The 25,242-nt window shown below is 66.8% G+C and carries 24 protein-coding genes; 13 read left to right on the forward strand and 11 right to left on the reverse strand.

Going from position 1 to position 25,242, the window contains the following annotated elements; genetic code table 11:
* Positions 1 to 116: 116 nt before the first annotated feature.
* The 3 genes from EGT50_RS13985 (at position 117) to EGT50_RS13995 (ending at position 3,383) form a co-directional block, all read left to right on the forward strand.
* Complete coding sequence (locus EGT50_RS13985; protein WP_127955320.1) at positions 117 to 872, forward strand: class I SAM-dependent methyltransferase; 756 nt, start codon at positions 117 to 119, stop codon at positions 870 to 872.
* Between the two features lie 87 nt (positions 873 to 959).
* Positions 960 to 1,871, forward strand: a complete 912-nt coding sequence (locus EGT50_RS13990; RefSeq protein WP_127955246.1) for an ROK family protein — start codon at positions 960 to 962, stop codon at positions 1,869 to 1,871.
* A 63-nt stretch (positions 1,872 to 1,934) separates the two neighbouring features.
* Positions 1,935 to 3,383: an aldehyde dehydrogenase gene (locus EGT50_RS13995; protein ID WP_127955247.1), complete on the forward strand. Its 1,449-nt coding sequence runs from the start codon at positions 1,935 to 1,937 to the stop codon at positions 3,381 to 3,383.
* A 76-nt stretch (positions 3,384 to 3,459) separates the two neighbouring features.
* Here the strand turns inward: EGT50_RS13995 and EGT50_RS14000 are convergent, their stop codons facing one another.
* Entirely contained in the window at positions 3,460 to 4,314 is an 855-nt protein-coding gene (locus tag EGT50_RS14000) for a sigma-70 family RNA polymerase sigma factor (RefSeq protein ID WP_127955248.1), read from the reverse strand.
* A gap of 90 nt (positions 4,315 to 4,404) precedes the next feature.
* Between EGT50_RS14000 and EGT50_RS14005 the strand changes: the two genes are divergently transcribed.
* Positions 4,405 to 4,701 carry a hypothetical protein gene (locus EGT50_RS14005; RefSeq protein WP_127955249.1) on the forward strand — a complete coding sequence of 99 codons (297 nt, stop codon included), beginning with the start codon at positions 4,405 to 4,407 and terminating at the stop codon, positions 4,699 to 4,701.
* Positions 4,698 to 5,057: a DoxX family protein gene (locus EGT50_RS14010; protein WP_127955250.1), complete on the forward strand. Its 360-nt coding sequence runs from the start codon at positions 4,698 to 4,700 to the stop codon at positions 5,055 to 5,057. Before EGT50_RS14005 ends, EGT50_RS14010 begins: the two co-directional genes overlap by 4 nt.
* A gap of 141 nt (positions 5,058 to 5,198) precedes the next feature.
* Here the strand turns inward: EGT50_RS14010 and EGT50_RS14015 are convergent, their stop codons facing one another.
* From EGT50_RS14015 to EGT50_RS14045, 7 genes are all read right to left on the reverse strand, one after another.
* Positions 5,199 to 5,510 carry a hypothetical protein gene (locus tag EGT50_RS14015; RefSeq protein ID WP_127955251.1) on the reverse strand — a complete coding sequence of 104 codons (312 nt, stop codon included), beginning with the start codon at positions 5,508 to 5,510 and terminating at the stop codon, positions 5,199 to 5,201.
* 75 nt (positions 5,511 to 5,585) lie between these two features.
* Positions 5,586 to 6,164 (reverse strand): serine O-acetyltransferase EpsC, encoded by a 579-nt coding sequence (gene epsC / locus EGT50_RS14020; RefSeq protein ID WP_127955252.1) that lies wholly within the window; start codon positions 6,162 to 6,164, stop codon positions 5,586 to 5,588.
* A gap of 5 nt (positions 6,165 to 6,169) precedes the next feature.
* Positions 6,170 to 7,102 (reverse strand): cysteine synthase A, encoded by a 933-nt coding sequence (cysK, locus tag EGT50_RS14025; protein ID WP_127955253.1) that lies wholly within the window; start codon positions 7,100 to 7,102, stop codon positions 6,170 to 6,172.
* Positions 7,103 to 7,333: 231 nt separating this feature from the next.
* Entirely contained in the window at positions 7,334 to 9,163 is a 1,830-nt protein-coding gene (locus tag EGT50_RS14030; protein ID WP_127955254.1) for a phosphoenolpyruvate carboxykinase (GTP), read from the reverse strand.
* 293 nt (positions 9,164 to 9,456) lie between these two features.
* Complete coding sequence (locus EGT50_RS14035; RefSeq protein ID WP_127955255.1) at positions 9,457 to 9,762, reverse strand: DUF6802 family protein; 306 nt, start codon at positions 9,760 to 9,762, stop codon at positions 9,457 to 9,459.
* A gap of 102 nt (positions 9,763 to 9,864) precedes the next feature.
* Entirely contained in the window at positions 9,865 to 11,292 is a 1,428-nt protein-coding gene (locus EGT50_RS14040; protein ID WP_127955256.1) for a coiled-coil domain-containing protein, read from the reverse strand.
* The gene (locus tag EGT50_RS14045) at positions 11,289 to 11,993 is read right to left on the reverse strand and encodes a hypothetical protein (RefSeq protein WP_127955257.1); all 705 of its coding nucleotides are present in this window, start codon (positions 11,991 to 11,993) and stop codon (positions 11,289 to 11,291) included. Before EGT50_RS14045 ends, EGT50_RS14040 begins: the two co-directional genes overlap by 4 nt.
* 171 nt (positions 11,994 to 12,164) lie before the next feature.
* On the opposite strand from EGT50_RS14045, the gene trmB reads away from it, so the two are divergent.
* The 3 genes from trmB to EGT50_RS14060 are packed head-to-tail and all read left to right on the forward strand — an operon-like array spanning position 12,165 to position 16,218.
* Positions 12,165 to 12,950 (forward strand): tRNA (guanosine(46)-N7)-methyltransferase TrmB, encoded by a 786-nt coding sequence (trmB, locus tag EGT50_RS14050; protein ID WP_127955321.1) that lies wholly within the window; start codon positions 12,165 to 12,167, stop codon positions 12,948 to 12,950.
* Positions 12,950 to 13,642, forward strand: a complete 693-nt coding sequence (locus EGT50_RS14055) for an NYN domain-containing protein (protein ID WP_127955258.1) — start codon at positions 12,950 to 12,952, stop codon at positions 13,640 to 13,642. Before trmB ends, EGT50_RS14055 begins: the two co-directional genes overlap by 1 nt.
* Positions 13,643 to 13,653: 11 nt before the next feature.
* Positions 13,654 to 16,218, forward strand: coding sequence for an MMPL family transporter (locus EGT50_RS14060; RefSeq protein ID WP_127955259.1), 2,565 nt, complete (start codon positions 13,654 to 13,656; stop codon positions 16,216 to 16,218).
* A 17-nt stretch (positions 16,219 to 16,235) separates the two neighbouring features.
* Here EGT50_RS14060 and EGT50_RS14065 read toward each other — a convergent pair whose 3' ends face one another.
* Both EGT50_RS14065 and EGT50_RS14070 read right to left on the reverse strand, forming a co-directional pair.
* Positions 16,236 to 16,910, reverse strand: a complete 675-nt coding sequence (locus EGT50_RS14065; RefSeq protein WP_127955260.1) for a DUF1707 SHOCT-like domain-containing protein — start codon at positions 16,908 to 16,910, stop codon at positions 16,236 to 16,238.
* A 15-nt stretch (positions 16,911 to 16,925) separates the two neighbouring features.
* Positions 16,926 to 18,131 (reverse strand): AI-2E family transporter, encoded by a 1,206-nt coding sequence (locus tag EGT50_RS14070; RefSeq protein ID WP_127955322.1) that lies wholly within the window; start codon positions 18,129 to 18,131, stop codon positions 16,926 to 16,928.
* A 198-nt stretch (positions 18,132 to 18,329) separates the two neighbouring features.
* Here EGT50_RS14070 and EGT50_RS14075 point away from each other — a divergent pair, with 198 nt between their 5' ends.
* The 5 genes from EGT50_RS14075 to EGT50_RS14095 all read left to right on the forward strand — a co-directional run bounded on the left by EGT50_RS14075 (position 18,330) and on the right by EGT50_RS14095 (position 23,433).
* Positions 18,330 to 19,787 carry an adenylate/guanylate cyclase domain-containing protein gene (locus EGT50_RS14075; protein ID WP_127955323.1) on the forward strand — a complete coding sequence of 486 codons (1,458 nt, stop codon included), beginning with the start codon at positions 18,330 to 18,332 and terminating at the stop codon, positions 19,785 to 19,787.
* 28 nt (positions 19,788 to 19,815) lie between these two features.
* On the forward strand, positions 19,816 to 21,066 hold the full coding sequence (locus tag EGT50_RS14080) for a lysylphosphatidylglycerol synthase transmembrane domain-containing protein (RefSeq protein WP_235870752.1): 1,251 nt from the start codon (positions 19,816 to 19,818) through the stop codon (positions 21,064 to 21,066).
* 108 nt (positions 21,067 to 21,174) lie between these two features.
* On the forward strand, positions 21,175 to 21,726 hold the full coding sequence (locus EGT50_RS14085) for a YceI family protein (RefSeq protein WP_127955262.1): 552 nt from the start codon (positions 21,175 to 21,177) through the stop codon (positions 21,724 to 21,726).
* A 197-nt stretch (positions 21,727 to 21,923) separates the two neighbouring features.
* Positions 21,924 to 23,018, forward strand: coding sequence for a phosphatidylinositol-specific phospholipase C domain-containing protein (locus tag EGT50_RS14090; RefSeq protein WP_127955263.1), 1,095 nt, complete (start codon positions 21,924 to 21,926; stop codon positions 23,016 to 23,018).
* Between the two features lie 37 nt (positions 23,019 to 23,055).
* Positions 23,056 to 23,433, forward strand: a complete 378-nt coding sequence (locus EGT50_RS14095; RefSeq protein ID WP_127955264.1) for a DUF3054 domain-containing protein — start codon at positions 23,056 to 23,058, stop codon at positions 23,431 to 23,433.
* 17 nt (positions 23,434 to 23,450) lie between these two features.
* Here the strand turns inward: EGT50_RS14095 and EGT50_RS14100 are convergent, their stop codons facing one another.
* On the reverse strand, positions 23,451 to 25,127 hold the full coding sequence (locus EGT50_RS14100; RefSeq protein ID WP_127955265.1) for an NTF2-like N-terminal transpeptidase domain-containing protein: 1,677 nt from the start codon (positions 25,125 to 25,127) through the stop codon (positions 23,451 to 23,453).
* Between the last annotated feature and the right edge of the window lie 115 nt (positions 25,128 to 25,242).

The raw sequence follows: 25,242 nt of genomic DNA on the forward strand, positions 1-25,242 counted from the left end.
ACACCTTATCGGCTGGACCGGCGCACTCTACCGTCTGTAGCGAAACCCAGTGAGCGGGGGCCACCATACGTCCGATCGCTAAGGTTCCTCCCGTGACCGCCGCCCGCGCATCCCGAGTGACCCGCTTCTTCGCCCGTCGGGCAACCCTGAAGCGGTCGGTCGGCCTCCTCAGTGACTTCCGGTACGAACAGTCCGACCCTGACGTGTTCTACGGCGCGCTCGCCCGGGACTCTGTCGAGCTGATCGGTGACCTGTACCGCGGACTCACTGACGCGGATCTGACTGGCACGACGGTTCTCGACGTCGGCGGGGGTCCCGGCTACTTCGCCGACGCGTTCGGGAAGGCCGGAGCCTGGTACGTCCCCGTCGAACCGGACCCGTCGGAGATGCACGCGGCCGGCCTCACAGTCGGCGACTCGATCCGCGGCTCCGGGTTGGCCCTGCCGATCCGCACCGATTCGGTGGACGTGTGCTTCTCGTCGAACGTCGCCGAACACGTCGCGCAGCCGTGGGTGATGGCCGAGGAGATGCTCCGGGTGACGCGCCCTGGCGGTCTGATGGTGCTGTCTTACACGCTGTGGTGGGGCCCGTTCGGCGGGCACGAGACCGGCCCGTGGCACTACCTGGGCGGCGAATACGCGGCCCGGCGCTACAAGCGCAAGCAAGGCAAGGAGCCCAAGAACCGGTTCGGTGTCTCGCTGTTCGACATCGGGGCGAAGGACGGGCTCGAATGGGCGAAAGCCCAGACCGGCGGTGACGTCCTCGCCATCTTCCCGCGCTACCACCCGCGCTGGGCCTGGTGGATGGTGAAGATCCCCGTTCTGCGCGAGGTGCTCGTGAGCAACCTGGTCCTGGTTGTCCGCAAGCGCTGAGGTTGTCCGCATACACTGAGGCTGTTCGCAGGCACTGAGATCGAATCTCGGCCACCCGACACCGCGTGGGTAACTAGCCTCGACGGTATGACCGCACTCGCACTCGACGTCGGCGGCACCAAGATGGCAGCGGCTCGTGTGGTGTCGGGCGGCTCGCTCGAACCCCCGGTGACCGTCCCGACACCCAAGTCCCGGGTGTGGGATGCGTGCGCCTCGCTGCTGCGCAAGGTCGCCGGCGACGCCACGGTCACCTCTGTCGGCATCGCATCCGCGGGCCCGGTCGATACGGGTGCCGGCACGGTCGCACCGGTCAACGTCGCGGAGTGGCGCGATGGTTTCCCCTTGGCAGACGCCGTCCGGAACCTGTTCCCGTCGGCGACGGTCGCCCTGGCTCTCGACGGCGCCGCGGCCGCACTCGGCGAGCACCGCCGCGGTGCGGGCCGGAGCACCGCGGATCTGCTGGGCGTAGTGGTGTCGACGGGAGTCGGCGGCGGGCTGATCCGCGGCGGCCGGATCGACGGCGGGCGAACCGGAAACGCTGGTCACATCGGCCACATGGTGGTTTCGGGCGGCGAGGAGCGCTGCGGATGCGGAGCCGTCGGCTGCCTCGAGACCATCGCGAGCGGGTCGGCGGCACTGCGCTGGGCCCGCGCGAACGGGTGGGTCGGTGCGACCGGCGCCGACCTGGCCGTCGATGCCGAACTCGGCGAACCGACGGCGGTCGCCGCCCTCGAGCGGGCGGCAACCGCTCTCGGCGAGGCCTTCGCATCGGCCGCAGCGCTGCTCGACGTCGACCTCATCGTCGTCGGCGGCGGCTTCGCCCAGGCCGGACCCGCGCTATGGGACCCGATGACCGCGACGGCGACTGCTCACGCACGGCTGTCGTTCCTGCGCGAGTTGCGGCTCGCCCCTGCCGAACTCGGCGTCCTCGGCACTCTCACCGGCGCCGGCCTGCTCGCGATCGACAACCTGACCGACGGCTCTTGTCGCACCCACTGACAACTCGTTGTAACGTGTTCTAGTCTGTGATCTGCGGCACTCCACGAGACCAAGGAAGATCTAATGACCGACTACGACAAACTCTTCATCGGCGGACGATGGGTCGCGCCGGCCACCGACCAGAGGCTGGAGGTGTTCTCCCCCGCGACCGAGGAGCGTGTCGGAAGTGTTCCCGTCGCGGCACCGGCCGATATCGACGCCGCCGTCGCGTCCGCGCGCGCCGCGCTCGAGTCGGGCACGTGGGCCGAGACCACGCCCGCGCAACGCGGCGAGATCCTCTCCAAGGCCGCCAAGCTCATCGAGGAGCGGGCCGCCGAACTGGTCTCCACCATCTCCAACGAGATGGGCGCACCGCCGTCGGGCGTGGAGATGATGCAGAAGATCCCGACGCTCGCAACACTCAACTACTACGCGGGCCTCGCGAACGACTTCTCGTGGGAGGAAGTCCGGACGGGCCCGTTCGGCCAAACTCGCGTCTACCGAGAGCCGGTCGGTGTCGTCGGCGCCGTCATCGCGTGGAACGTCCCGCTGTTCCTCGCGATCAACAAGCTGGCCCCGGCCCTGCTGGCCGGCTGTACCGTCGTGCTCAAGCCGGCGCCGGAGACACCGCTCAACGCGAACATGGTCGCCGAGATCTTCACCGAGGCCGGTGTTCCCGAGGGCGTGCTGTCGATCGTGCCGGGCGGCGCCGAGACCGGCGAGTACCTCGTCTCGCACCCCGACGTCGACAAGGTTACCTTCACCGGTAGCACCGCCGTCGGCCGCAAGATCGGCGCCATCGCCGCCGACCAGCTCAAGAGCTGCTCACTCGAGCTCGGCGGCAAGTCCGCCGCAATCCTCCTCGAGGACATGGACGTTCAGGCCACGATGCCGATGCTGATGATGTCCGGCCTGATGAACTCCGGTCAGGCCTGTGTCGGCCAGACCCGGATTCTTGCGCCGCGTTCGCGCTACGACGAGATCGTCGACGCGATGGTGCAGTTCGCCGGCTTCATGCCGATGGGCATGCCCGACGACCCCGCCGCACAACTCGGCCCGATCATCACCGAGAAGCAGCGCGACAAGGTCCTCGGCTACATCGAGAAGGGCAAGGAAGAGGGCGCCCGCCTCGTCGTCGGCGGGGGAGTCCCGGCTGGCCTGGAGAAGGGCTGGTTCGTCGAGCCGACCATCTTCGCCGACGTCGACAACTCGATGACGATCGCCCGCGAGGAGATCTTCGGTCCGGTCCTTTCGGTGATCCCCTACGACACCGTCGACGACGCGATCAAGATCGCCAACGACTCGGACTACGGCCTGGCCGGTTCGGTGTTCACCACCGACATCGACAAGGGCATCGAGATCGCCAAGAAGATTCGCACCGGCACCTACGCGATCAACTGGTACGCGGTCGATCCGACTTCACCGTTCGGCGGCTACAAGAAGTCCGGCATCGGTCGTGAGTTCGGCCCCGAGGGACTCGAGGAATACTGCGAGACCAAGTCCGTCCTGATGCCGCCCGGCTACACCGGCTAGGCTCCGCGGATCTTCCTCAGGCGCGGCCCCGCTGGTTGCGGCGCCGCGCCTGATGTGTTTCCCGTGGGCCGGCAGGTCAGTGAGTTGCCCACGCGCCCATCGCCAAGGCGACCGACTCGGACGACCGGGTGATCGTGATGTGATCGATTCGGCCGTTTCGGGTTTGGATGTCGAGGATCGCCAGCAGGTGACCCCCAGGCGCGATGACGTGCGCGGGGAGGCCGTCGACGATCATCTGGGTGCTCGCGAGGATGCGGTCGGCGAACAGCGTGGTCTCCTCGGCAATCGCCTGAGCACCGGTGACGGTGGTTGCGGTGCCGGGAGGCACGAGCGCGGCATCGACTGTTCGTATGCAGTCGTCGGTCATGAGGGCGATCATCCGGTTGATGTCGCCGCCGGCGGCGGCGGTGAGGAATGCGTTCACCACGGCACTGTCGACCCTGACGTCGGAGGTGCTCTGGCCGGACTGGTCCACCCGCTGTCGCGCTCGACTTGCGTGCTTCTTGGCGTTGGCGGCGGTAGTGCCGAGCGTCTCCGCGATCTCCTTGAAAGGGACGCCGAAGAGGTCGTGGAGGACGTAGGCGACACGCTGTGGGGGTGTCAGGCGGTCGAGGAGCACCATCAGTGCGCGGGACACGTTCTCACGCCGCAGGTACTGTTCGTCCGCAGCCACGGCGTCCGCTGGGATCATGTCGGCCAGCAACGGTTCCTCGCGGCGCCGGCCTCGCGCCCGCAAATGGTCGAGGCAGACCCTGGTGAGCACCGTCGTCAACCATGCTGGGCTGTTTCGGACCTCGCTGGAGTCAGCAGCATCCGCCCGTAGCCACGTCGTCTGCACTGCGTCTTCGGCGTCCGGAATCGAGCCGAGCAACCGAAACGCGACCGCGGTCAACTGCGGCCGCGCCGCTTCGAAATCCGCAACCGATACCACCAGGTGTCACCTTTCCGGGGTGCGAGACGTCGGGATGGTCGAGAGCACCATCTCTCGACCCAACTGTTCGCACCAAGGAGAAACCCAGACATGAGCCTACAGATGGTCCGGTTCCGCACCGCACCCGAGCAGATCCCCGAGGTCACACAGCAGATCGAGGCCCTCTTCACTGCGGTCCATGACGCTGCGCCACCCGGAATCCGATACCTGGCGCTGCGGGAGGCCGACGAACCGGCGTTCACCCTGATTCTCGAACTACCCGACAGGGCCGACAACCCACTGCTGTCGATACCCGCGGCCCTCGAGTACCGCAGCCACCTGTCCGGCTGGACCGACGATGACGTAACTCCAAGGCCACACACCGTTCTCGGCAGGTATTCCGCATGATCGGCGCGTTGCTCGTCGCCACCCTGCTGTGCATCGCCGCGAACGCCTTCATCGCGGTCGCCGACTACCTCCATGCCGGCTTTGTGCTGAAGAACTCCGCCGACGTGGGAGTTCCGGTCACCGCTCTGCCGCATCTCGGTACTGCCAAGCTCGCCGGCGCGATCGGACTCGTCGTCGGGCTCCTCACACTGCCGTGGGTCGGCGTCGCGGCCGGTGTTGGTTTGACGGTGTACTTCGTCGGCGCCGTCGTTGTCTGCATCAGAGCCCGGGTCTACAACATCGCCTTCCCAGGCCTCTACTTGCTTCTCGCAGGCGCCTCCACCGCCTACTTCATCCTTGTCATGGGTGGCGCATGAACTGAGCCAGCGCGAAGGACCGCGGCGACTCGTCTCCAAACACCTGATACATAAGGAGATTTACCGAGAGGCAGATGGATGAGGCGCCGCCGCGGACCTACCGCAGCGGCGCCTCTCCTTCGCCTAGAAGTCCGAACCTGCCTAGGACCCAACCAGGATGTACAGGGACCACACACCGTAGGCGGCAACGGCCGCCGTCCATGCCAAGGCCCTGAAGCGGGGATACCGCCGATGCGTAGCCCCCGCAAGGCCCGCGGCAACAACCACCCCGGCGCCGGAGAAGCTCTCGGAGGAAAGTGGGCCAACCCATTCCCCGAGAATCTCCCAAAGCCAGCCCGCTACTCGAGTGAAGCCGACGATGAACAACGGGCCGGCGAGAATGCCGATCATGATCTGGCGGACCATCTCCACGCGGGAGATGTGACCGGCGCGGGGCTCGGGATCCTGTTCCATCACTCGAGCATCACACCATGTGCGCCGGGTCAGCGCGCGTCCACCGCGATGAACCGTTCGGCTCGTACGCAGCGCTCAGATGTAGATCGCCGGGTCGATGTACGACGTGGGATCGACCAGCTGCTCATGCTGTTTGCGTGGCCGCACCGACGCCGGAATTCCGGTCGCGATGTGGTCGACGGGGACGTCGCGGGTGACGACAGCGTTGGCGCCGATCGCGCTGTCGTCACCGATCACCACCGGACCGAGGATCTTTGCGCCGGCGCCGATCGTGACGCGGTCGCCGATCGTCGGGTGCCGCTTCGACTTCGCGAGTGAGCGACCGCCGAGCGTGACGCCGTGGTAGATCATCACGTCGTCGCCGATCTCGGCGGTCTCCCCGATCACGACGCCCATGCCGTGGTCGATGAAGAACCGCCGTCCGATCGTCGCACCGGGATGGATCTCGATGCCGGTGAGGAATCGTGTGAACTGCGCCAGTACCCGGGCCGGACCGCGCAGCGCGGGCCTGGCCCACATGCCGTGCGCGATCCGGTGCGACCAGATGGCGTGCAGGCCCGAGTACACAACGGCGTTCTCGACGTCGCTGCGCGCGGCCGGGTCATGTCCCCGTGCTGCCCGGAGATCCTCCCGGATCGTGCGCAGGAGACTCACGACCCTCAGCCTCGGATGTGCTCGAAGAGCGGGGTGGAGATGTAGCGCTCGCCGAAGTCCGGCACCACCACGACGATCATCTTGCCCGCATTCTCCGGGCGCTTGGCCAACTCGAGCGCCGCCCAGACGTTCGCTCCGGCCGAGATGCCGCCGAGGATGCCCTCGTCGGTGCCCAGGCTGCGGGCCACGCGGACGGCGTCGTCGAACTCGACGTCGATGATCTCGTCGTAGATCTCGCGGTCGAGGACCTCGGGCACGAAGTTCGCGCCAATTCCCTGGATCTTGTGGGGTCCGGGCTGGCCGCCGGTGAGGATCGGCGAATCGGCCGGCTCGACGCCGACGAGCGTCACCTCCGGCTTGTACTTGCGCAGCGTGCGGCCGGCGCCGGTCAGCGTGCCGCCGGTTCCGATGCCGGCGACGAAGATGTCGATGTCCCCGTCGGTGTCGGCCCAGACCTCCTCACCGGTGGTGCGGGCGTGAATCTCCGGGTTCGCAACGTTCGCGAACTGCCGTGCCAGAACCGCGTTGTCGGTCTGCGCGACGATCTCCTCGGCCTTGTTCACAGCACCGGCCATGCCCTCGGCCCCCGGCGTCAGGACGATCTCGGCACCGAATGCGCGCAGCATGACACGACGCTCGGTGGACATCGTCTCGGGCATCGTGAGGATGACCTTGTAGCCGCGGGCCGCGCCGACCATCGCGAGCGCGATACCGGTGTTCCCCGACGTGCCCTCGACGATGGTGCCGCCCGGCTTCAGCTCACCGGCCTGCTCGGCGGCGTCGATGATCGCGACACCGATCCGATCCTTGACGCTGTTGGCGGGGTTGTAGAACTCGAGCTTCGCCACCACCTGGGCACCGAGGCCCTCGGTGAGACGGTTCAGGCGCACCAGCGGGGTGCGTCCGACCAGTTCGGTCACGTTGTTGTAGATCCCCATGCCGGATCCCTCCTCGTGGCCACGCCGGGCAGCCGGGTCGATTTCAAGTCGGTGCTATTGCACCATTCTGTCGTGCACGGCACAGAGCCGGGTCCGCGGATGTACGAACGTATACGCATGTCAGCGAAATCAGCCGCCGCACCATTCCACAACCACCCCCCAAAACGACGAATGTCACATCGGTTCAGTGGTCCTGAACCGATGTGACATTCGGTCACTCACAGTGCTGCATCAGCCCAAACGTTGCTTGAGCGCCTCGAGCTCGTCGCGGACGCCCGCCGGCACCTTCTCGCCCAGGAACTCGAGCCACTCCTCGATGAGCGGGATCTCGGCCTTCCATTCGTCCACGTTGACCTCGAGGGCCGCGTCGACGTCAGCCAGTTCCACGTCGAGGCCGTCGAGGGTGAGCTCGGAGGCGGACGGGACGAAGCCGATCGGGGTGCTGGTGGCGTCGGCCTTGTGCTCGATGCGGTTGATGATCCACTCGAGCACACGGGAGTTCTCCCCGAAGCCAGGCCACAGGAAGCGGCCGTCCTCGCCCCGACGGAACCAGTTCACGTAGAAGATCTTGGGCAGCTTGGCCGAGTCGGCGTTCTTGCCGAGGTCGAGCCAGTGGTTCAGGTAGTCACCGGCGTTGTAGCCGAGGAACGGCAGCATCGCCATCGGGTCGCGGCGGACCGAACCGACCTTGCCCTCGGCGGCGGCGGTCTGCTCGGACGACAGCGTCGCGCCGAGGAAGGTGCCGTGCTGCCAGTCGAAGGACTCGCTGACCAGCGGAACGGTGGTCTTGCGACGTCCGCCGAACAGGATCGCCGAGATCGGCACGCCCTGCGGGTCGTCCCACTCGGGGGCCAGGATCGGGCACTGCGACATCGGGGTGCAGTAGCGCGAGTTCGGATGGGCGGCTTTGGTGCCGGACTCGGGGGTCCAGTCGTTGCCCTTCCAATCGATGAGGTGCTCGGGGGTCCCTTCCAGGCCCTCCCACCACACGTCGCCGTCGTCCGTGAGTGCCACGTTGGTGTACAGCGTGTTGCCGGCATCGACGGTCTTCATCGCGTTGGGGTTGGAACCGTGGTTGGTGCCCGGCGCCACGCCGAAGAAACCGAACTCGGGGTTGACCGCGTAGAGGCGACCGTCCTCACCGAAACGCATCCAGGCGATGTCGTCACCGAGGGTCTCGGCGCGCCAACCCGGGATGGTCGGCTGGATCATCGCGAGGTTGGTCTTGCCGCACGCCGACGGGAAGGCAGCCACCACGTAGTAGTTCTTGTTCTCGGGCGAGATGAGCTTGAGGATCAGCATGTGCTCGGCCAGCCAGCCCTCGTCGTGGGCCATCGCCGACGCGATCCGCAGCGAGTAGCACTTCTTGCCGAGCAGCGCGTTGCCGCCGTAGCCGGAGCCGTAGCTCCAGATCTCGCGGTCCTCGGGGAAGTGGGTGATGTACTTGGTGTCGTTGCAGGGCCACGGCACATCCTTCTCGCCTGGTTCGAGCGGCGCGCCCACCGAGTGCAGGGCCTTCACGAACGGGCGATCGGTGCCCATCTTCTCGAGGGCGGCCTTACCCATCCGGGTCATGATGCGCATCGACACGACGACGTACTCGGAGTCGGTGATCTCGACACCCAGCTTCGGATCGTCGGCACCGAGCGGACCCATGCAGAACGGCACCACGTACATGGTCCGACCGCGCATGCTGCCGCGGTACAGGTCCGTCATGATGGCCCGCATCTCGGTCGGGTCCATCCAGTTGTTGGTCGGGCCGGCATCAACCTGCTCCCGGGAGCAGATGAAGGTACGGGACTCGACCCGGGCGACATCGGACGGATCGGAGTTGCCGAGGAACGAGTTCGGCTTCTTGTCTTCGTTGAGTCGGGTGAACGTGCCGGCCTCGACGAGCTGATCGGTCAGGCGTTCCCACTCCTCGTCGGAGCCGTCCGCGAAGACGACCCGGTCAGGCTGGGTCAGCTCGGCAACCTCGCGAACCCAGGCGAGCAGTTCGGAGTGCTCAGTGGGGGGCATGCCGTCAGTTCCGTTCAGACCGGGGATGGTCGCTGAGGTCATCAAACTCTCCTGGGGTGGGGCCGGGAACCGGAACGACCACATCAGCCCCGCTCGGGGCGGGGCTGAGACGAGGCAGAACCGATTTCCCCCTCTCGGCGGGGTGCAACCCGCCCACTCCGTCTGTCACCCACCTCGGCATCGCGGGCAACAAACGAAGGACACGGGTGCCGGGTGTCCTAGTTATAGAGGTTAACGCCGAGCTTAGGGCTTGGGGGAACCGGGTGTCGTCGGTTAGGTCACAGGAACGATTCAGACGACGGCCCGATCGGGTTGCAACCGTCCTGATCGGTCTGCTATCGGCCCAGGCCACCTTCGTCGATTCGCTCCCACCGTTCCCGACCGTCGGCATCGCGGTGGAACTCCCAGGCCGAGTACTCGCCGCCAGAATCGACGATCGTCAGGTGGTCGGCGTCGCCGTCCCCATCGGTGTCGGTCGCGACGATCATCGCGTCGTCCACCTCATACGTCCGAGTGTCGAGGATGCCGTCACCGTCGATGTCATACGCCGGACCGGCCAGTTCGACGGTGCCCGACTCTGTCCCGAAGTCGTCGGGGTCGATCTCCGGCTGATCAGCCGTGAACTCGTCCGTGGTGATCATGATTCCTCCCGCTCGACTCTGTGTTGGCCGTCGTCCACCCGTCAACGTCCACCCGTCGACGTCCACCCATCGACGTCCACCCATCAACGCGGAATTGACCTGTCACGGGATTGGACGCGGAGCGGCACCGTCCGGTTCCCTCGGAGTCCCGAGCACATCGAGCGCCTTCGCCAGCGCGGCGCGGTCCCGCTCGCACGACGCGATCCGGCCCCTGCGCTCCGCCGCCAACCGTCGGGCCTCGACGTCGATGCGGGCTAGCTCCTCGTCGACGGCCAGGGCCGCGGCGCGGCTGTCATCGAGTATTCGGGCACTGACCTGCGCCTCGGTCTCGAGGATCTGTCGCTGCACCCGCTGCTCGAGCTGCGACCGCAGGTGTCCTGCCGTGTCCGACGCCCACTGCCGGACGTGGGCACGCTCGGCGACCAGTCGCCGCGACCGCGCGATCCACCACGCGGCCGCCCCGCCGAGGGCGAGGGTGATCGGGATGGTGGCGATGTCGAGCGCGGGCACCATCGAGATCGGGGAGGTCGCGAGCCGACCGATACCGACTCCGGCCGACGCCCCGACGACCACCATGAGCCGGTCCTCGACGCCTCGGTGCCGCGGCTGCGGGCCGGCAGGCCCCTCCTCCGGCGGCGCGGAAGCCGCCGGAGGCATGTCCCGCACGCCTGCCTGGCCGACGACTTCCTCGAGTTGCCGGGCAACGATCTCGTCGAGTTCGGTCACCGTCCGGTCTGCGAGGTCGTTCATCCGTTCGGGAATCGCCTGCAGGTCTCCGTATCCGGCGCGGTCGATCTCGAGCCGGGCGGCAGCGGCCACCGAACGGGACCGGTTGGCGGCCTCGTGCAGGAGCTCGACCCGCACCCGCTGGACGTCGCCGCGCAACTGGGCCAGCCGCTCGGCGCGGCCACCGTCACGCTCGAGCGCAAGCCGCCCCTTGCGGGTCCGCAACGCGGCAGCTTCATCATCGCTGCCGTCCCGCAGCACCCGGGCGGTCTCGGTGATCCGGCAGCGCGTCCTCTCGACGAGCGAGTGCGCTGCCCGTCGCGCATTGCGGCCGGCGGTCACATCGCGATCGGCGGCCAGAACCTCCTCGACCACGGAGAGCAGGGTTTCGGTCATGGTCAGCACTCGAACGTCGGCGAACCGGGCCGCGTGTGCTCGTAGCAGCGTCTCGTTTCGTTGCCGCACCGCGTCCAGGCGCGCGTCACGTGCGCTGGTGAGCACGAAGACCACCCGCTCGACGTCCGCGGCGGCTTCGTCGAGCGCGGACAGCTCGTCACGTCCGAGAACCGAGGCCGCGTCGAGGACCATGACCACCACGGCAGCGCCTCCGGGCGCGGCGGTGACCGGGTCGACCGAGGCCAGCGCGTCGAGCACGGACGCCGGATCGATGCCCCGCACCGCCACGACGTGGACGGCCCGTCCGGTCCTCCAGTCCTGGTTCCGCCATTCGTGCAGGCCTTCGGGGTCCCACCGTTCGACGATCTGCTGCGCGTCGGATGGAAACCCCGTCGGGTCGGTTGTCACTGCACGCTCGCGGAGGTGCGCACCATCGAACGTCGCCGCACGATGGCGAGTCGGCGCCGATCGGCAGCGCCGTCACCGAGAGCATCCGCGGCCCGGGAGGCCAGCCGGACCGCCTCATCGCTGCGCAGATAGCCTTCCAGAACGTCCCGGTCCGGCCCCCGCGCTGCGGCCTCGGCCAAGGTCTTCAGCGCCGCCCGACAGCGGCGCGCCCTCGCTATCCGGTCGGCGGCAGCAACTGCCGCGATCACGTCGCCGTGACCGTCCGGGGTACCGGGCCGCGATCGGGCACCCACCATCGGCAGCGCCCGCACACCGGTCTCGGCCTCGCACTCGGCCGTGACCCGCATCGCCGACGCCCACGACGGCTGCAGGTCCGCCTTGTTCACGAGCGCTACCGCGGTCTCGCGCGGCACCCGCCGCAGCGCCTCCACATCGGGGCTACGGGGCGCCCCGGACAGCACGTATACGACGACGTCACCGTCGAGGTCCGGATCGGCGACACCGGGGGCATCCACCGCGGACGACTCGGATACGGTTTCGAACCCGGCACGCTGGAGTGCATCGGCCACGGTGGTGCGTCCGACGCCTGCGCGGCCGACGACCTGGATCCGGATGGGCTCATTCAACTCTCCCGAGACCTGCAGGGCCGCGCCGCCGATGTCGGCGGCGATACGGTCGAGCAGCTCACATCCGCTGTCCACTGTGTTCTCCCCCTCCCCCGTGACCGCGACGCCGATTCTGTCAGTCCATCGAACAGGGGATCAAGAACAGCTGCTACCAGCGCGAACGCCGAGAACCCCGCGAGAGAGATCGTCGCACCAGACCGAACCGACCGCATTGTCTGTCAACCGAAACGGCCCGCACCCGTGCACATACGTGACAATGGTCCGGTGAACCATGCCGATCAGGACGCACCCGAGACCTCACGCGACGACCGCTCGCCTTCTGACGCCGCGGCCGGGCAGCATGCCGGCGCCGGCAAGGGTTCACGTCTCTACCCACGGGTGACCAGTTTCCGTTCCCGCCGCGGATCGCTCACCGGACCACAGCAGAGCGCGTGGGACCGGATGTGGCCGAAGATCGGCCGGGACGTCGGCGACGACCTTCTCGATACGACCTCGTGGTTCGGCCGTGAGGCTCCCCTGATCCTCGAGATCGGCTCCGGCACGGGCACCGCGACGGCCGCCATGGCCAAGGCTGAGCCGCACGTGAACCTCATTGCCGTCGAGGTCTATCGGCCTGGTTTGGCGCAGCTGCTCCAACTCGTCGAGCGGAATCAGATACCCAACGTCCGCGTCCTGCGGGGCGACGCCGTCGAGGTCCTCGAACACATGGTGGCCCCAGAATCGCTGACGGGCGTCCGCGTGTTCTTCCCGGATCCGTGGCCCAAGGCCCGCCACCACAAGCGCCGCCTGCTGCAGGCTCCGACGTTCGCGCTTATCGCGAGCCGGTTGAAGCCCGGTGGTGTGCTCCACGTCGCGACCGACCACGCCGAGTACGCCGAGGCGATCCGCGAGGCCGGTGACGCCGAACCGCTGCTCACCGAGCTCGACTGGGAGTCGCCGATAACACATGAGCGGCCGGTGACGAAGTTCGAGGGTAAGGCACACCAGGTCGGCAGCACGATCACGGACCTCATCTGGGGGAAGATCAAGTAATGAGTCTCAGCGAAGACACACAGGACACGGACCTGGCTCGCGATTCCCTCGACGGCAACGGTCCCGACGTCCGACGGCACAAGCGAGTACTGCTGGTATGGGACGCACCCAACCTCGACATGGGTCTGGGTGCGATCCTCGGGGGTCGCCCGACCGCCGCGTACCGGCCGCGATTCGACGCACTGGGCCGCTGGCTGCTGTCCCGTACGACTGAGCTGTCCACGGTCGAAACGGCGACACTCGAGCCCGAGGCGACGGTGTTCACGAACATCGCCCCTGGTAGCGCCGATGTTGTCCGACCCTGGGTCGAGGCGTTACGTAACGTGGGGTTCGCGGTGTTCGCCAAGCCCAAGGTCGACGAGGACAGCGACGTCGATGCCGACATGCTCCACCACATCGAACTGCGCCATGGTGAGGGACTGGCCGGTGTCATCGTTGCGTCGGCCGACGGACAAGCTTTCCGTGAGCCTCTCGAGGACATCGCAGCAACCGGAGTGCCGGTGCAGGTTCTCGGGTTCCGTGAGCACGCCAGCTGGGCGGTCTCGTCCGAAATCCTGGACTTCGTCGATCTCGAGGACATTCCCGGCGTCTTCCGTGAGCCGCTGCCACGGGTGAGCCTGGAGTCCCTGCCCGAAGAGGGTGCCTGGTTGCAGCCTTTCCGTCCGCTGTCTGCCCTGCTCGTCGGGCGCTGAGGAGTCGCACCGTGTTCGATCGCTGGGGAGATCTCGTCTACCGCGCCCGCTTCACCGTCATCGCGGTGATGGTGGCCGGGCTGTTGGCACTTGGTGCCTACGGTTCCAGCCTCGCTGATCACCTCAGCCAGAGCGGTTGGGACGACCCGGGTTCGGAATCCGTGGCGGCCGCCCAGCTCGCGGACAGCACATTCGGCCGGGACACCACCGGTGACGTGGTCGCCATGTACACCGCCCCCGAGGGCAAGACCGTCGACGATCCGGAGTTCAGCGCCGAGGTCTCCGACAGCCTTCAAAGCCTGCTTCGAAATCACCCCAACCAGGTCGAGAGGATCAACCTCAGCTACTTCCCGGTTCCGAACACGCCACGGCTGGCTGCGCTGGCAACTGAGGACCGTACCCACGCGATCGCGAGTATCGCGCTCAAGGGCGACAACGACACCGCGATCACCAACAACTTCCGCGCCATCAAGGACGCGTTCGACATCGACGGCGTCGAGGTGCAGCTCGCCGGCATGCAGCCGGTCGCGAGCGCGATCAACGACACCATGGCCAACGACATCAAACGGATGGAGTTGCTCGCGATCCCAGCGGTCGGGGTGCTGCTGTTCTTCGTGTTCGGCGGTGTCGTCGCTGCAGCGCTGCCGCTGATCGTCGGTGGTTTGACGATCCTCGGCGCCAACGGCATCGTGCGCGTGCTCACGCACTTCACGGAGGTCAATTCGTTCGTCGCGTCGGTGGTCTCGCTGATCGGACTGGGCCTGGCGATCGACTACGGGCTGTTCATCGTCAGCCGGTTCCGGGAGGAACTCGGCGACGGGTACGACACCCGCACCGCGGTGCGCCGCAGTGTCATGACCGCGGGCCGGACGGTGTTGTTCTCCGCAACGATGATTGCGGTCAGCCTCGGCGGACTGATCCTGTTCCCGCAGGGCTTCCTCAAGTCGGTCGCCTACGGTGCCATCGCGACCGTGCTTTTGGCGGCGTTCACATCCGTCACGATCCTGCCCGCGATCCTCAGCATCCTGGGCCGAAGAATCGACAAGTTCGGACTCAAACGGTTCGGCCAGATCAAGTCGACCGAACAGATCGAGGCGAGCATATGGGGTCGACTCACCCAGTGGGTGATGCGCAACCCGCTCAAGGTGACGATCCCGATCGTGGTCGGTCTGGTGCTGCTCATCCTCCCGATGAGCGGCATCAAGTTCGGTGGTATCAACGAGACCTACCTGCCGCCGGACAACCCGACGCGGGTCGCGCAGGAGCAGTTCGACGAACTGTTCCCGGGCGAGCGCACCGAGCCGGTGAAGCTCGTCATCAGCGGAGCTGAGGGCATGGAGGTCGGCCAGATCCTCCAGACGGCGAGCGGAGCGCCGGGACTGGTCGAGAGGTTCACGATCACGGGTCCGTCGAAGGACGGCGTGCAGGTCCTCAAGGCCGGGCTGGTGGACCGCAACGATTCTGCTCCCACTATCGACTACCTGCGGTCGATGCCGACCCCGGACGGCGTCCAGGTCCTCGTCGGTGGCACCCCGGCGATCGAGCAGGACAGCATCAACGCACTGCTCGACAACCTGCCGCTCATGATCGTCACGGTCCTGTTCTTGACGACGGTGCTGATGTTCCTCGCCTTCGGCTCGATCGTGCTGCCGATCAAGGCCGTCCTGATGAGCGCGCTCGGATTGGGTTCGACGCTCGGCATCCTGACGTGGATCTTCATCGACGGGCACGGGTCGAGCCTGCTGAACTTCACTCCTGGGCCGATCACCTCGCCGGTCCTGGTGCTGATCGTCGCGATCATCTACGGCCTGTCGATCGACTACGAGGTGTTCTTGCTCTCGCGCATGGTGGAGGCCCGCTCACAGGGTGCGAGTACGACGGAAGCCATCCGGATCGGCACCGCGCACACGGGCCGGATCATCACCGCGGCCGCGCTGATCCTGATCGTGGTCACCGGCGCGTTCGGGTTCTCCGAATTGGTGATGATGAAGTACATCGCCTACGGGATGATCTCGGCGCTGATCATCGACGCGACGCTGATCCGCATGTTCCTGGTGCCCGCGGTGATGAAGCTGCTCGGCGACGACAGCTGGTGGGCGCCGGCATGGATGAAGCGCATCCAGCAGAAGATCGGACTCGCCGAGCCGATCCTCGAGAGCGAACTGGCCTCGGCGGACGTGCCTCAAATCGCTCCGGCGAACGCCGCGGCGGCTGCCGAACCGATGACTCAGCCCCTCCCCCAGATAGTGGACGCTCCCCGGGCTCGCTCCGCGTCCCCGCGACCGGGTACGCCGCGCCCCGATCCTCGGTCCCGCGCGGTGCCCGGGCCACGGCCGCACCACCCCGACGAGGAAGAGGATCTGGCCTGGCTCGCTTCATTGAGGGCACCGGACCCGGGAGCGCGTCCGACGATGAGGCCCTCACCGGAGCCGCAGCGGGAGCCCGACGCGGACCCGCAGGGACCACGCGGTGCCGCAGCGGAGACCTCGGATTCGGAGCACCCGGGTCGCCACCGCCGCGGTGATGGTGTCGCGGTCAGCGTGAGCGAACTGCTCGCCCGGCACAGGGAGGACTGAGCGGGGCGAGCGATCCGTCAGCCGAACATCTTGCGCAGGATCCCGAGTGGGTACCGCGCAGTGATCGACCCGAAGCGCACCCGGCCCCGGACGACGAGGTGCAGTGGACCGTAGGGCGGCCCGGTGCGGGCCTTGTTCGACACCGAACTGGCAATCGAGTCGATGTCGTTCAGGTCGGCTGTCGCTTCGGGCGGAAGGATGAGCACGATCGATCCGCAGTTGTCTTCCACGGTCAGGTGGACCACCTGCGTCTGCATGACGGCTTCGGTGAAGTCGAGGGTCGCGCTGCCCATTCGTGAGTCCAGGAACAGGGCCGGTGGCACGTGCCAACGTCCCTTGCGGGTGATTGTCGACATGCGCCCACGGATGACCTGAGGCTGCTGCACCGGGTGCCCGCCAGCCCCCGCGAATGCAGGTGCGGGAGCGGGGCCTGGCGCGACCGGCGTGGGCGCGGGGCCCGGTGCGGGCGCGGCCGGCGTGTTCGGGCCGTTGACGTATGCGGGATTCAACTGTATGCCCGGCAGATCCACGAGGACGGCGTTCAGTTCGCCTCGGGTCTTCGCAGCCAGCACTGTGTCCATCCGTTCGGTGAACTCGCCGAGCGAGAGCATTCCTTGCCCCACTGCACGTTGGAGCAGCTCGCCAACGTGTTCACGCTCAGCATCGGACACTCGCAGATCTCTTGCCTCCATGCGGGCAAGGATATGTCAGTCACGGGTCGTGGCCAGCCCACCACTCGTGGACTCGTCGGGTTCGTCGGGCGTCGCCGGATACATCGGTGTGGATGGGTCGACGCTGACCAGGGACTCATAGGCTTCCTCCTGGTCCTCGGCGCGCAACGACCGGACAGCGGTCTTGAGGAACGCGACGATCGGCACGGCCAGCAGGGCGCCAACGATGCCGGCGAGCACGAGGCCCGTCGCGATCGCGAGGACGACGGCGAGCGGGTGCAGCCGGACCGCGCGGCCGAGCAGCAGCGGCTGAAGAACGTGGCCCTCCAGTTGCATGACGGCGATGATGATGCCGAGCACGATCAACGCGGTCAGCAGCCCCTTCGTCACCAGGGCGACGAGGACCGCGAGGAATCCTGTGACGAACGCACCGATGATCGGAACGAACGCACCGATGAAGACGAGCGACGCGAGTGGAAGCGCGAGTGGCACGCCGAGGATCGCGAGCCCGGTGCCGATACCGATCGCGTCGACCGCGGCCACCGCAACCGTCGCGCGGGTGTAACCGACGAGCGAGGAGAAACCCTGTCGTCCCGCCAACCGAACCCGGCTGCGGGTGTTCTTCGGAATAACCCTGGTAACGAATTCCCAGATCTGGTCGCCGCCGTACAGGAAGAACACGAGGGTGAACAGTGTGAGGAAGGCGCCCGCGAAGATCTCTCCGATGACCGTGGCGGTCGTCAATGCGCCGCTGGTGAGCGCCTCCTGGTTGGACTGAACGGCCCTGACGACGTTGTCTCCCGCGCTGCGGATCTGGTCCTCGCTGAAGTGCAGCGGCCCTTCGGTGAGCCACTGCTGCAGCTTGGTGATGCTGGCGGTGAACTGGTCGCTCAACGCCGGCAGGCCCTGTACGAACTGTTCTACGACGAACGACAGAATCGCGGCGACGACCCCGATCGTGGCGACGACGGCGATGATCACGGCCACAGCCCGGGGTAGCCCGCGCCGGTTCATCCAATCCACGCTGGGCATCAGGAATGCTGCCAGTAGTAACGCGAGCGCAACGGGGATGACGACGGCTTCGAGCTTCGAGATGACGTACCCGAGCGCGAGCAGACCCACGAAGAGGACCAGCAGACGCCAGGTCCAAGCCGCGCCGACACGAACGAACGGGTGTACGGACTCCGCCGCCGGCCGTCTCTGCTCGGTTTCTGGTGCGACCGCCGCACCTGATTTCGCCAGCGTGGGGCTCTCGCGAGGTTCCTTGTCGCTCACTGCGCGGGCCTATCGAGCGGGGGTTTTGCCAACGGATCGCGGACCGACTGGCGCTTGGACCGCGTGCGCTGCCGAACTGCGAAGCTTCTCCGGCTAAATTATGGGGTCGTGTTGGCATCGTATCGAGCAGTGACGCTAACGATTCGCAGTCGTTGGCCTCTCTACATGCTTTCGATGCTCGGTGCGAACCTGATCGGCGCGCTGCTGGTGTTCGCGTTTGTTCGCTATGGCCTACCGATCCGGGAGAACGCGGGGCTCATCGCCGAGCAAGGTCGAAACGCCGCGATCTTCGGCGCCTATCTGCTGTTCGCGGGTGTCGTGAGCCTGACAGCCGCGGCGACGATGTTGCATGTGGTGATCCGTTGGCAACTGCGCGGTGGCCCTCCTACTCGCGCCGAGCAGATGGCGGCACTGCACGCACCGCTGCGTCAGGCCATCGTGCATCTTGGGCTGTGGATTCTTGGCGGCGTGCTGTTCGTCGCCCTGACGGTCGGCGAGATGCCGGAACTGGCGGTGGCGGTGGTCGTCACCGTGTGCATGGCCGCGACGACGACATTCGGTTTCACCTACATGCTCGGTGAGCGGATCCTGCGGCCGGTCGCTGCGCAGGCGCTGAGCGAGGGCCAATTCGACCGGACGATGGCGCCCGGCGTCGGCACCCGCATGGCAATGACGTGGGGGCTGGGCACACTAATGCCGGTCATCGGGATCATCTTGCTGTGTGTCACCCAGCTGAGCACCAATCTCGAGTTCTCGCCCGGTGCGCTCGCGTGGGCGATCCTGTTGCTGTCGATCATGACGATCGGACAGGCGTTCGCGCTGTCGATGCTGACCGCGAGTCAGATCTCCGACCCGGTCCGGCAGCTGCGCCGGGCGATCGAGCGCGTGCAGCGGGGCGACACGGACGTGCGGGTCGCGGTGTTCGATGGCTCGGAGATCGGCCGCCTGCAGGTCGGCTTCAACCGGATGATGCGCGAGTCCGACGAGCGGAAGCTGCTGCGTGAGCTGTTCGGCCAGCATGTCGGTGAGGACGTCGCCCGACGGGCGCTCCAGTTCGGTACCGAACTGGGCGGCGAGACGCGCTTCGTCGCGGTCCTGTTCGTCGACATGGTCGGCTCCACCGGCGCGGCGGCTGAGCGCCCGCCCGGTGAGGTCGTCGAACTGCTCAACGAGTTCTTTCGGGTGGTCGTCGGCGTCGTCGACAGCCACCACGGTTTCGTCAACAAGTTCATGGGCGACGCCGCGCTCGCGATCTTCGGCGCACCACTGGACCGCCCGGACGCGCCGACGGCCGCACTGGCCGCGGCGCGGAAACTGCGTTTCGCCCTCGACGAGATCACCGGCTTGGACGTCGGGATCGGCGTCTCGGCGGGGCTCGCGGTTGCGGGCAACATCGGTGCCGCCGAGCGATTCGAGTACACGGTGATCGGGGATCCGGTGAATGAGGCGTCACGGCTGACCGAACTCGCGAAGCTGCGACCGAGCCGCGTCCTCGCGTCGACCAGTGCGCTGTACTTCGCCGACGACGACGAGCAGGCCCACTGGGAACTGGGCGACCACGTGCAGTTGCGCGGCCGTCGCCGCAACACGCACCTGGCGTGGCCGGTGGAGTATCCCGAGTGACATGAGCGATCTTGGTTACCCTGGGCGGGTGGCACTGCCGGAGCCCGACTCTCGAGGCGGCGACTCGGATCGATCTCGCGGTCGGTTCTGGTGGCTCAAGTGGGTCGCCGGAGGTCTGCTCGCGGCCGTGCTGATCGGTGAAGGCATCTATCTGTGGCCCCGGCTGCACGAATCGTGGCAGGCCCTTTCGGAGATTCACTGGGGTTGGCTGGCGCTGTGTGTCGCGGCGCAGGCGGTCTCCCTGAGCGGCTACGGCCGGGTCCAGAAGCAGCTGTTGCACGCCGGCGGGGTGCCCGTAAGTCAGCGGCGATCGGTCGCGGTGATCAGCGGGTCGACGGCGATGGCATTGACACTGCCGGCGGGTCAGGTGTTCTCGACGGCCTTCACGTACAGGGAAACCCGCCGCTGGGGCGCCTCTCCCGTGGTCGCGTCGTGGCAGCTCGCGATCTCGGGGGTCATTGCCGTTGCGGGGCTCGCGGCAATCGGTATGGCCGGAGCGCTGCTGGTGGGCGGATCGGTGAGCCCGTTCACGCTCCTCTTCTCCGTAGCCGGGCTGGTGGGGCTGATGTACGCGGGCCGCTACGTTTCGGCGCATCCCGACGCGATCGAGCGGGTCGCGTGCTGGGCGCTGATCCGGGCGAACCGGATCCGACGCAAGCCCGCGGATGCGGGGATGGAGGCAGTCCGGGGCATTGTCGCGCAACTCGACTCGGTTCAACTCGGCAGGCGGGATGCGGCCTTGACGCTGGGCTGGTCGACGGTTCACCGGATGGCCGACGTCGTCTGTCTTGGCGCGGCGTGTTTCGCCATCGGCGCCGATCCGGTACTTGCGGGACTGCTCGTCGCGTTCGCCGCCGGTAAGGCGGTCGCGACGATCCCGGGCGCCCCGGGCGGCCTGCTATACGTCGATGCCACTCTGATCGCGGCGCTGACGACGGCCGCGAGCATCAGCGCGTCCCGGGCAGTGGCGGCCGCATTCGTCTACCGCGGTGTGAGTTTCATTCTGGTCGCGATCGTCGGCTGGATTATCGTCGCGTTCCTGTTCCGGGGGCGTATGCGCGGCGACTTCGTGTTCGACGCAGATTTCGATGACGGGGCGCTCGATGACAAGGCGCTCGATGACAAGGCGCTCGATGACAGCGCGACTCCGGCGCCGGATGTGCGTAGCGCCGTCTCTGATCCCTCGAATGTCGATCCCATAGTCGATCCCATGAGTGTCGGCCCCGCGGCTACAGCGGCCGAGGCTGAGGACCGACCACCACCTCCACGCCCGGAATGAGCGTTGTTATGTGACCGGCGTCACGCCTGCTTGCGGAATGACGGCGCCGGTGCCACCGTTGCAAAGGTAGTCCTTGAAGGTTCAACTACTTTCTGTCTAGGAGTTCACATGACCACCGCCCTCGCACTTCCCGCCCTGACCTCCGGCACCTGGGCCATCGACCCCGCTCACTCGACCGTCGGCTTCACGGTCCGCCACCTGGTGGTGAGCAAGGTACGCGGCACCTTCAAGGACTTCTCGGGCGCGATCACGGTCGCCGAGGACGGCACTCCGTCCGTGCGGGCCGAGATCCAGGTGGCATCCATCGACACCAACCAAGAGCAGCGCGACGGCCACATCAAGTCCGCCGACTTCTTCGACGTCGAGCAGTTCCCGACCGCCACGTTCGTCTCCACTGGTGTCCGTGCGGCCGGTCCGAACTACGTCGTCGAGGGCGAGTTCACGCTGCGCGGCGTGACCAAGCCGGTGGAACTCGCGCTCGAGTTCCTCGGCGTCAACCCGGGCATGGGCCACGGCCCGGTCGCCGGGTTCGAGGCCAGCACCACGATCAACCGCAAGGACTTCGGCATCAGCATCGACATGCCGCTCGAGGGCGGCGGAGCCGTCGTCGGCGACAAGATCGCCATCAACCTCGAGATCGAGGCCGGCCTCCAGGGCTGACCCTCTCTCCCCTCGACTCACGCACCCGCTGCGGCCGCCTCCGTTGGCCACAGCGGGTGCGTCTTGCGGTTGACCTCGTACCCGCAAGGAGGTTCGTCGAACGTACGTAAGCTGCGCTTACGAACAAAACGCCGCCGCCGCCGCGTACACCGCTATATGCTCCCCCGAAATCTGTTCATTTTTCTCCAAGGGGCTGCATGTTGAACATCCCTCGGCTAGCGCGCTTCTCGGCTGCGCTGGCCCCGGCCGTCGCAACCGTCCTTGTTTCGCTACCCGCGTCCGCGAACGCTGGCGGGCTACCCACGAACACCGGGCAACTCGGGTTTGACGACACGACCACCGTCGGTGTTCACAACGCGTACGAAAAGGCCACCTTCCCCTACCTCACCGATGCGCTGGACGCCGGCGCCGCACTGATCGAAATCGATGTGTGGACCAACCGTTTGGGGCTTGGGTGGCGGGTCGCGCATGCCAATCCCATTGGTAACGACAACAACTGCGTGGACGCGCAGTCGCCCGAGCAGTTGCGCACCGGCCCCCGCAATCAAGGACTCGATGGCTGCCTTGCGGACCTGCGGGCCTGGCACGAGGCCAATCCCGACCACGCTCCGGTGATGGTCAAGGTGGAGATGAAGGACGGGTTCAACGCCCCGTCGATCGACGGGTCCAGCGGATCGTCGGACTTCGGGCGCGGACCCGACGAACTCGATGCACTCATCGGTGCACAACTCGGCGATGCCCTGCTCCGGCCCGCCGACTTGGTCGGCGACTCGCAATCGACCTTGGACGAGGCGGTGCGTACCAACGGCTGGCCGACCCGAGACGCGATGCGGGGCAAATTCGTTTTCTACCTGATCAACGGAACGGTCGAGTCGTACAACCCCGTTGACACCGCAAAAACCGACGTCGAGTACGCCACGCACATCCGGGATCTGGCGGCGGCAGGTGAACTCGATCAGGCGGCCGCCTTCCCGGCAGTCCTCGGTGGTGTCGGGGAGGCCGATCCGCGAGTGGCAAAGTACGAGGCGTCGATTCGACCCTGGTTCGTGATCTTCGACAGCGACGCGAACAGCTACCTGTCCGAGGGCGTCGACACAGACTGGTATCGCGAAAACGGGTACCTGACGGTGATGACCTTTGCCGAAAGCGTGCCGCCCGCGATCGACAACAGGACGCCGACCGAGGCCGAGGCGCTGGAACGGGTGGCCGAGTTGGCCGCTCACTCGGCGAGCATCGTCACCTCGGACTGGACGGCGCCGGCAGTGCTGTCGGAGGTCCTTCCCCGGGCGTGAACGGCCGCGGCACCACCATGGGAATAGGCTGAGCGGCGTGAAGAGGTACCTGTCGGCCGCAGCGATCGACGTCCTTCTGGTGCTCGTGTTCGCGGCATCGGGCCGTAGGAGCCACGAGGAGGCCCTCACCTTTGCTGGGCTCGCGACGACGGCGTGGCCATTTCTAGCCGGATTGGCCGCCGGATGGCTCGTGACGTTCCAGCTCTACCGAGACAAATTCGATCCGCTGTCGGTCTTCCCGACGGGGGTCCTCGCGTGGGTATCGACCCTGCTGCTGGGCATGCTGCTGCGCGTGATCAGCGGTCAGGGCACCGCGTTCTCGTTCGTTCTCGTCGCGGCGTCCTTCCTCGCTCTGTTCCTCATCGGATGGCGAGTGCTCTATCGGGCAGTGCGGGCGCGGCGACCCCTCAGCTGACGGAGGCGGGCTCGCGTCTACATCGGCTTGGCCAGTTCCCTCATGAGCAGGTCGGTCATCTTCACCGCCCGGTCGCTGCCGTCGGCGTCGGCGACGAAAACGGCGAACGCGAGGTCACCGCGGGAACCGAAGAACCAGCGGTCGGTCTCGTTGCCGGACGCGACCCCGATCAGGTCGGGGTAGCCCGCGAGGAATGAGGCCGGACCCGTCTGCACGTTGTCGCGCATGGTGTTCCGCAGCTGATCGGTCACCGCCGCCGGCAGCGCGTCCTCGACGTTTTCCGCGGTGGCCTGCTCCCCCTCGACGAACATCGGCATCGGGACACTGCCACGCGCGACCGAAGCGGCGACCATCGCGAGACCGAAGACGCTGACCTGCGGCTCAATGCCGGTTCTCGACCTCATCACTTGGTCGAGCCCTGACTGTTCCTCGGTCAGTACCCCAGTCTTGGGATCGAGCCCCGGCATCTCGTAGTGCAGTCCGATGCCCAGTTGCCGTCCAGCGCGTTCGAGGTCGTCGTCGCTCACGTCCAACGGTCCGACCCCCGACTGCAGCGCCGCAGCCTGCCGGACCACATCGAGGGAACTGCCCGCGGGATACAACCCATCGAAGGCAATGGCCCCCTGCTCGATCGCCTGATTATTCTGTGCCGCAAAGACAATTCCTCCCGTGGATGGACGGATCGCGACGATGGCAGCTGGCGTGCCTACACTCACGACGGCATTCTCCGCGGCCAGTTGCATCTCTGAGTCGAGGGTGGCTTTGATGTCCGGTCCGGGCGGTCCCTGGTAACCCACCTGCTGCTGCACCGAGCCGTCCGGTTCAACGATGTTCACGGCCCAACCGGCGGTGGCGTCGCGGTTCATCTGCCACACGGCGCGGAGCGGATCGAGCAGTGGGGTGAAGATCCGACGGTCGTCCGTGATCAGTTCGGGCTGCTTGTCGACCACGACACCGGGAATACCGGTGAGCTCCTGTTCCAGGTAGAAGTAGTCCGGGTCCCGCAGCAGGACCGCGGCGACCTTCTCCCCGGGCTTGGCCGCGAGTTCCTCTCGCATGTAATCGGCGGTCACGAGCGGGGCAACCGGCTCGATCGCCTTCGCGACGCGATCGGTCGTGGCCGCCGGATCGGGCATCGCTGCGGGGTCGAGCATGATCGCGTTGATCGTCTGCTCCGACATCAAAGGCGTGTCCGTGTCATCGAACACCTTCGGCGGCGCCGCGTCGGTTCGGTCGTACCGGAGCGACGCGCCGTGACCGAGCCCGGGCGCCAGCAGGGTCGGATCCCAGGAGACGCGCCAGCCCACCGACAGCTTCCTGACCCCACCGTCGACGTAGTAGTCCCAGTCCTTGCCCTCGCCGAAGTTCCATGCCACGTCGACGGTGAAGAATCCCGAATCACTATTGAGTTTCATGAACTGTGCAACGGTCCAAAGGGATTCCTGCGCGTCAAGGCCGTCGAACATCTGCTGGATGGATTCCCTTGCCGCGTTCGGGTACGACGTGAGCGCGGCGGCAGCCTCGGAGTCCCGATCGTTCAGCGCCTGGACAAACCCGATCACCGCCGATTGTGCACTCGCATCAGGCTTTTCGCCCATACAGGACGCGAGCGCCGCGGCCGAAACAGCGAGAAGGCAGACAGGCAGGGCAATCGCACAGCCACGCCGAAAACGGGGCGAGGCACTGAAACCCATGGCCACAATCCTCCCGTTCGCCACTTGCGTAACAAGCACGGACGGCCTACGAAGAAGTCACGATTGCGCCACCTGACGTGCCGCTACATCCTGTTGCCGTGCGGGCCCGACTCGG

Source organism: Rhodococcus xishaensis, from assembly GCF_004011825.1.
GTDB classification, from domain to species: Bacteria; Actinomycetota; Actinomycetes; order Mycobacteriales; family Mycobacteriaceae; genus Prescottella; species Prescottella xishaensis.

Excerpts from the sequence above, each read along its gene's own strand:
- EGT50_RS13990 (WP_127955246.1), top strand. The coding sequence starts at position 960 with ATGACCGCACTCGCACTCGACGTCGGCGGCACCAAGATGGCAGCGGCT.
- EGT50_RS13995 (WP_127955247.1), top strand. The coding sequence starts at position 1,935 with ATGACCGACTACGACAAACTCTTCATCGGCGGACGATGGGTCGCGCCG.
- EGT50_RS14005 (WP_127955249.1), top strand. The coding sequence starts at position 4,405 with ATGAGCCTACAGATGGTCCGGTTCCGCACCGCACCCGAGCAGATCCCC.
- EGT50_RS14010 (WP_127955250.1), top strand. The coding sequence starts at position 4,698 with ATGATCGGCGCGTTGCTCGTCGCCACCCTGCTGTGCATCGCCGCGAAC.
- EGT50_RS14015 (WP_127955251.1), bottom strand. The coding sequence starts at position 5,510 with ATGGAACAGGATCCCGAGCCCCGCGCCGGTCACATCTCCCGCGTGGAG.
- cysK (WP_127955253.1), bottom strand. The coding sequence starts at position 7,102 with ATGGGGATCTACAACAACGTGACCGAACTGGTCGGACGCACCCCGCTG.
- EGT50_RS14030 (WP_127955254.1), bottom strand. The coding sequence starts at position 9,163 with ATGACCTCAGCGACCATCCCCGGTCTGAACGGAACTGACGGCATGCCC.
- EGT50_RS14035 (WP_127955255.1), bottom strand. The coding sequence starts at position 9,762 with ATGATCACCACGGACGAGTTCACGGCTGATCAGCCGGAGATCGACCCC.
- EGT50_RS14055 (WP_127955258.1), top strand. The coding sequence starts at position 12,950 with ATGAGTCTCAGCGAAGACACACAGGACACGGACCTGGCTCGCGATTCC.
- EGT50_RS14065 (WP_127955260.1), bottom strand. The coding sequence starts at position 16,910 with ATGGAGGCAAGAGATCTGCGAGTGTCCGATGCTGAGCGTGAACACGTT.
- EGT50_RS14075 (WP_127955323.1), top strand. The coding sequence starts at position 18,330 with ATGCTTTCGATGCTCGGTGCGAACCTGATCGGCGCGCTGCTGGTGTTC.
- EGT50_RS14085 (WP_127955262.1), top strand. The coding sequence starts at position 21,175 with ATGACCACCGCCCTCGCACTTCCCGCCCTGACCTCCGGCACCTGGGCC.
- EGT50_RS14090 (WP_127955263.1), top strand. The coding sequence starts at position 21,924 with ATGTTGAACATCCCTCGGCTAGCGCGCTTCTCGGCTGCGCTGGCCCCG.
- EGT50_RS14100 (WP_127955265.1), bottom strand. The coding sequence starts at position 25,127 with ATGGGTTTCAGTGCCTCGCCCCGTTTTCGGCGTGGCTGTGCGATTGCC.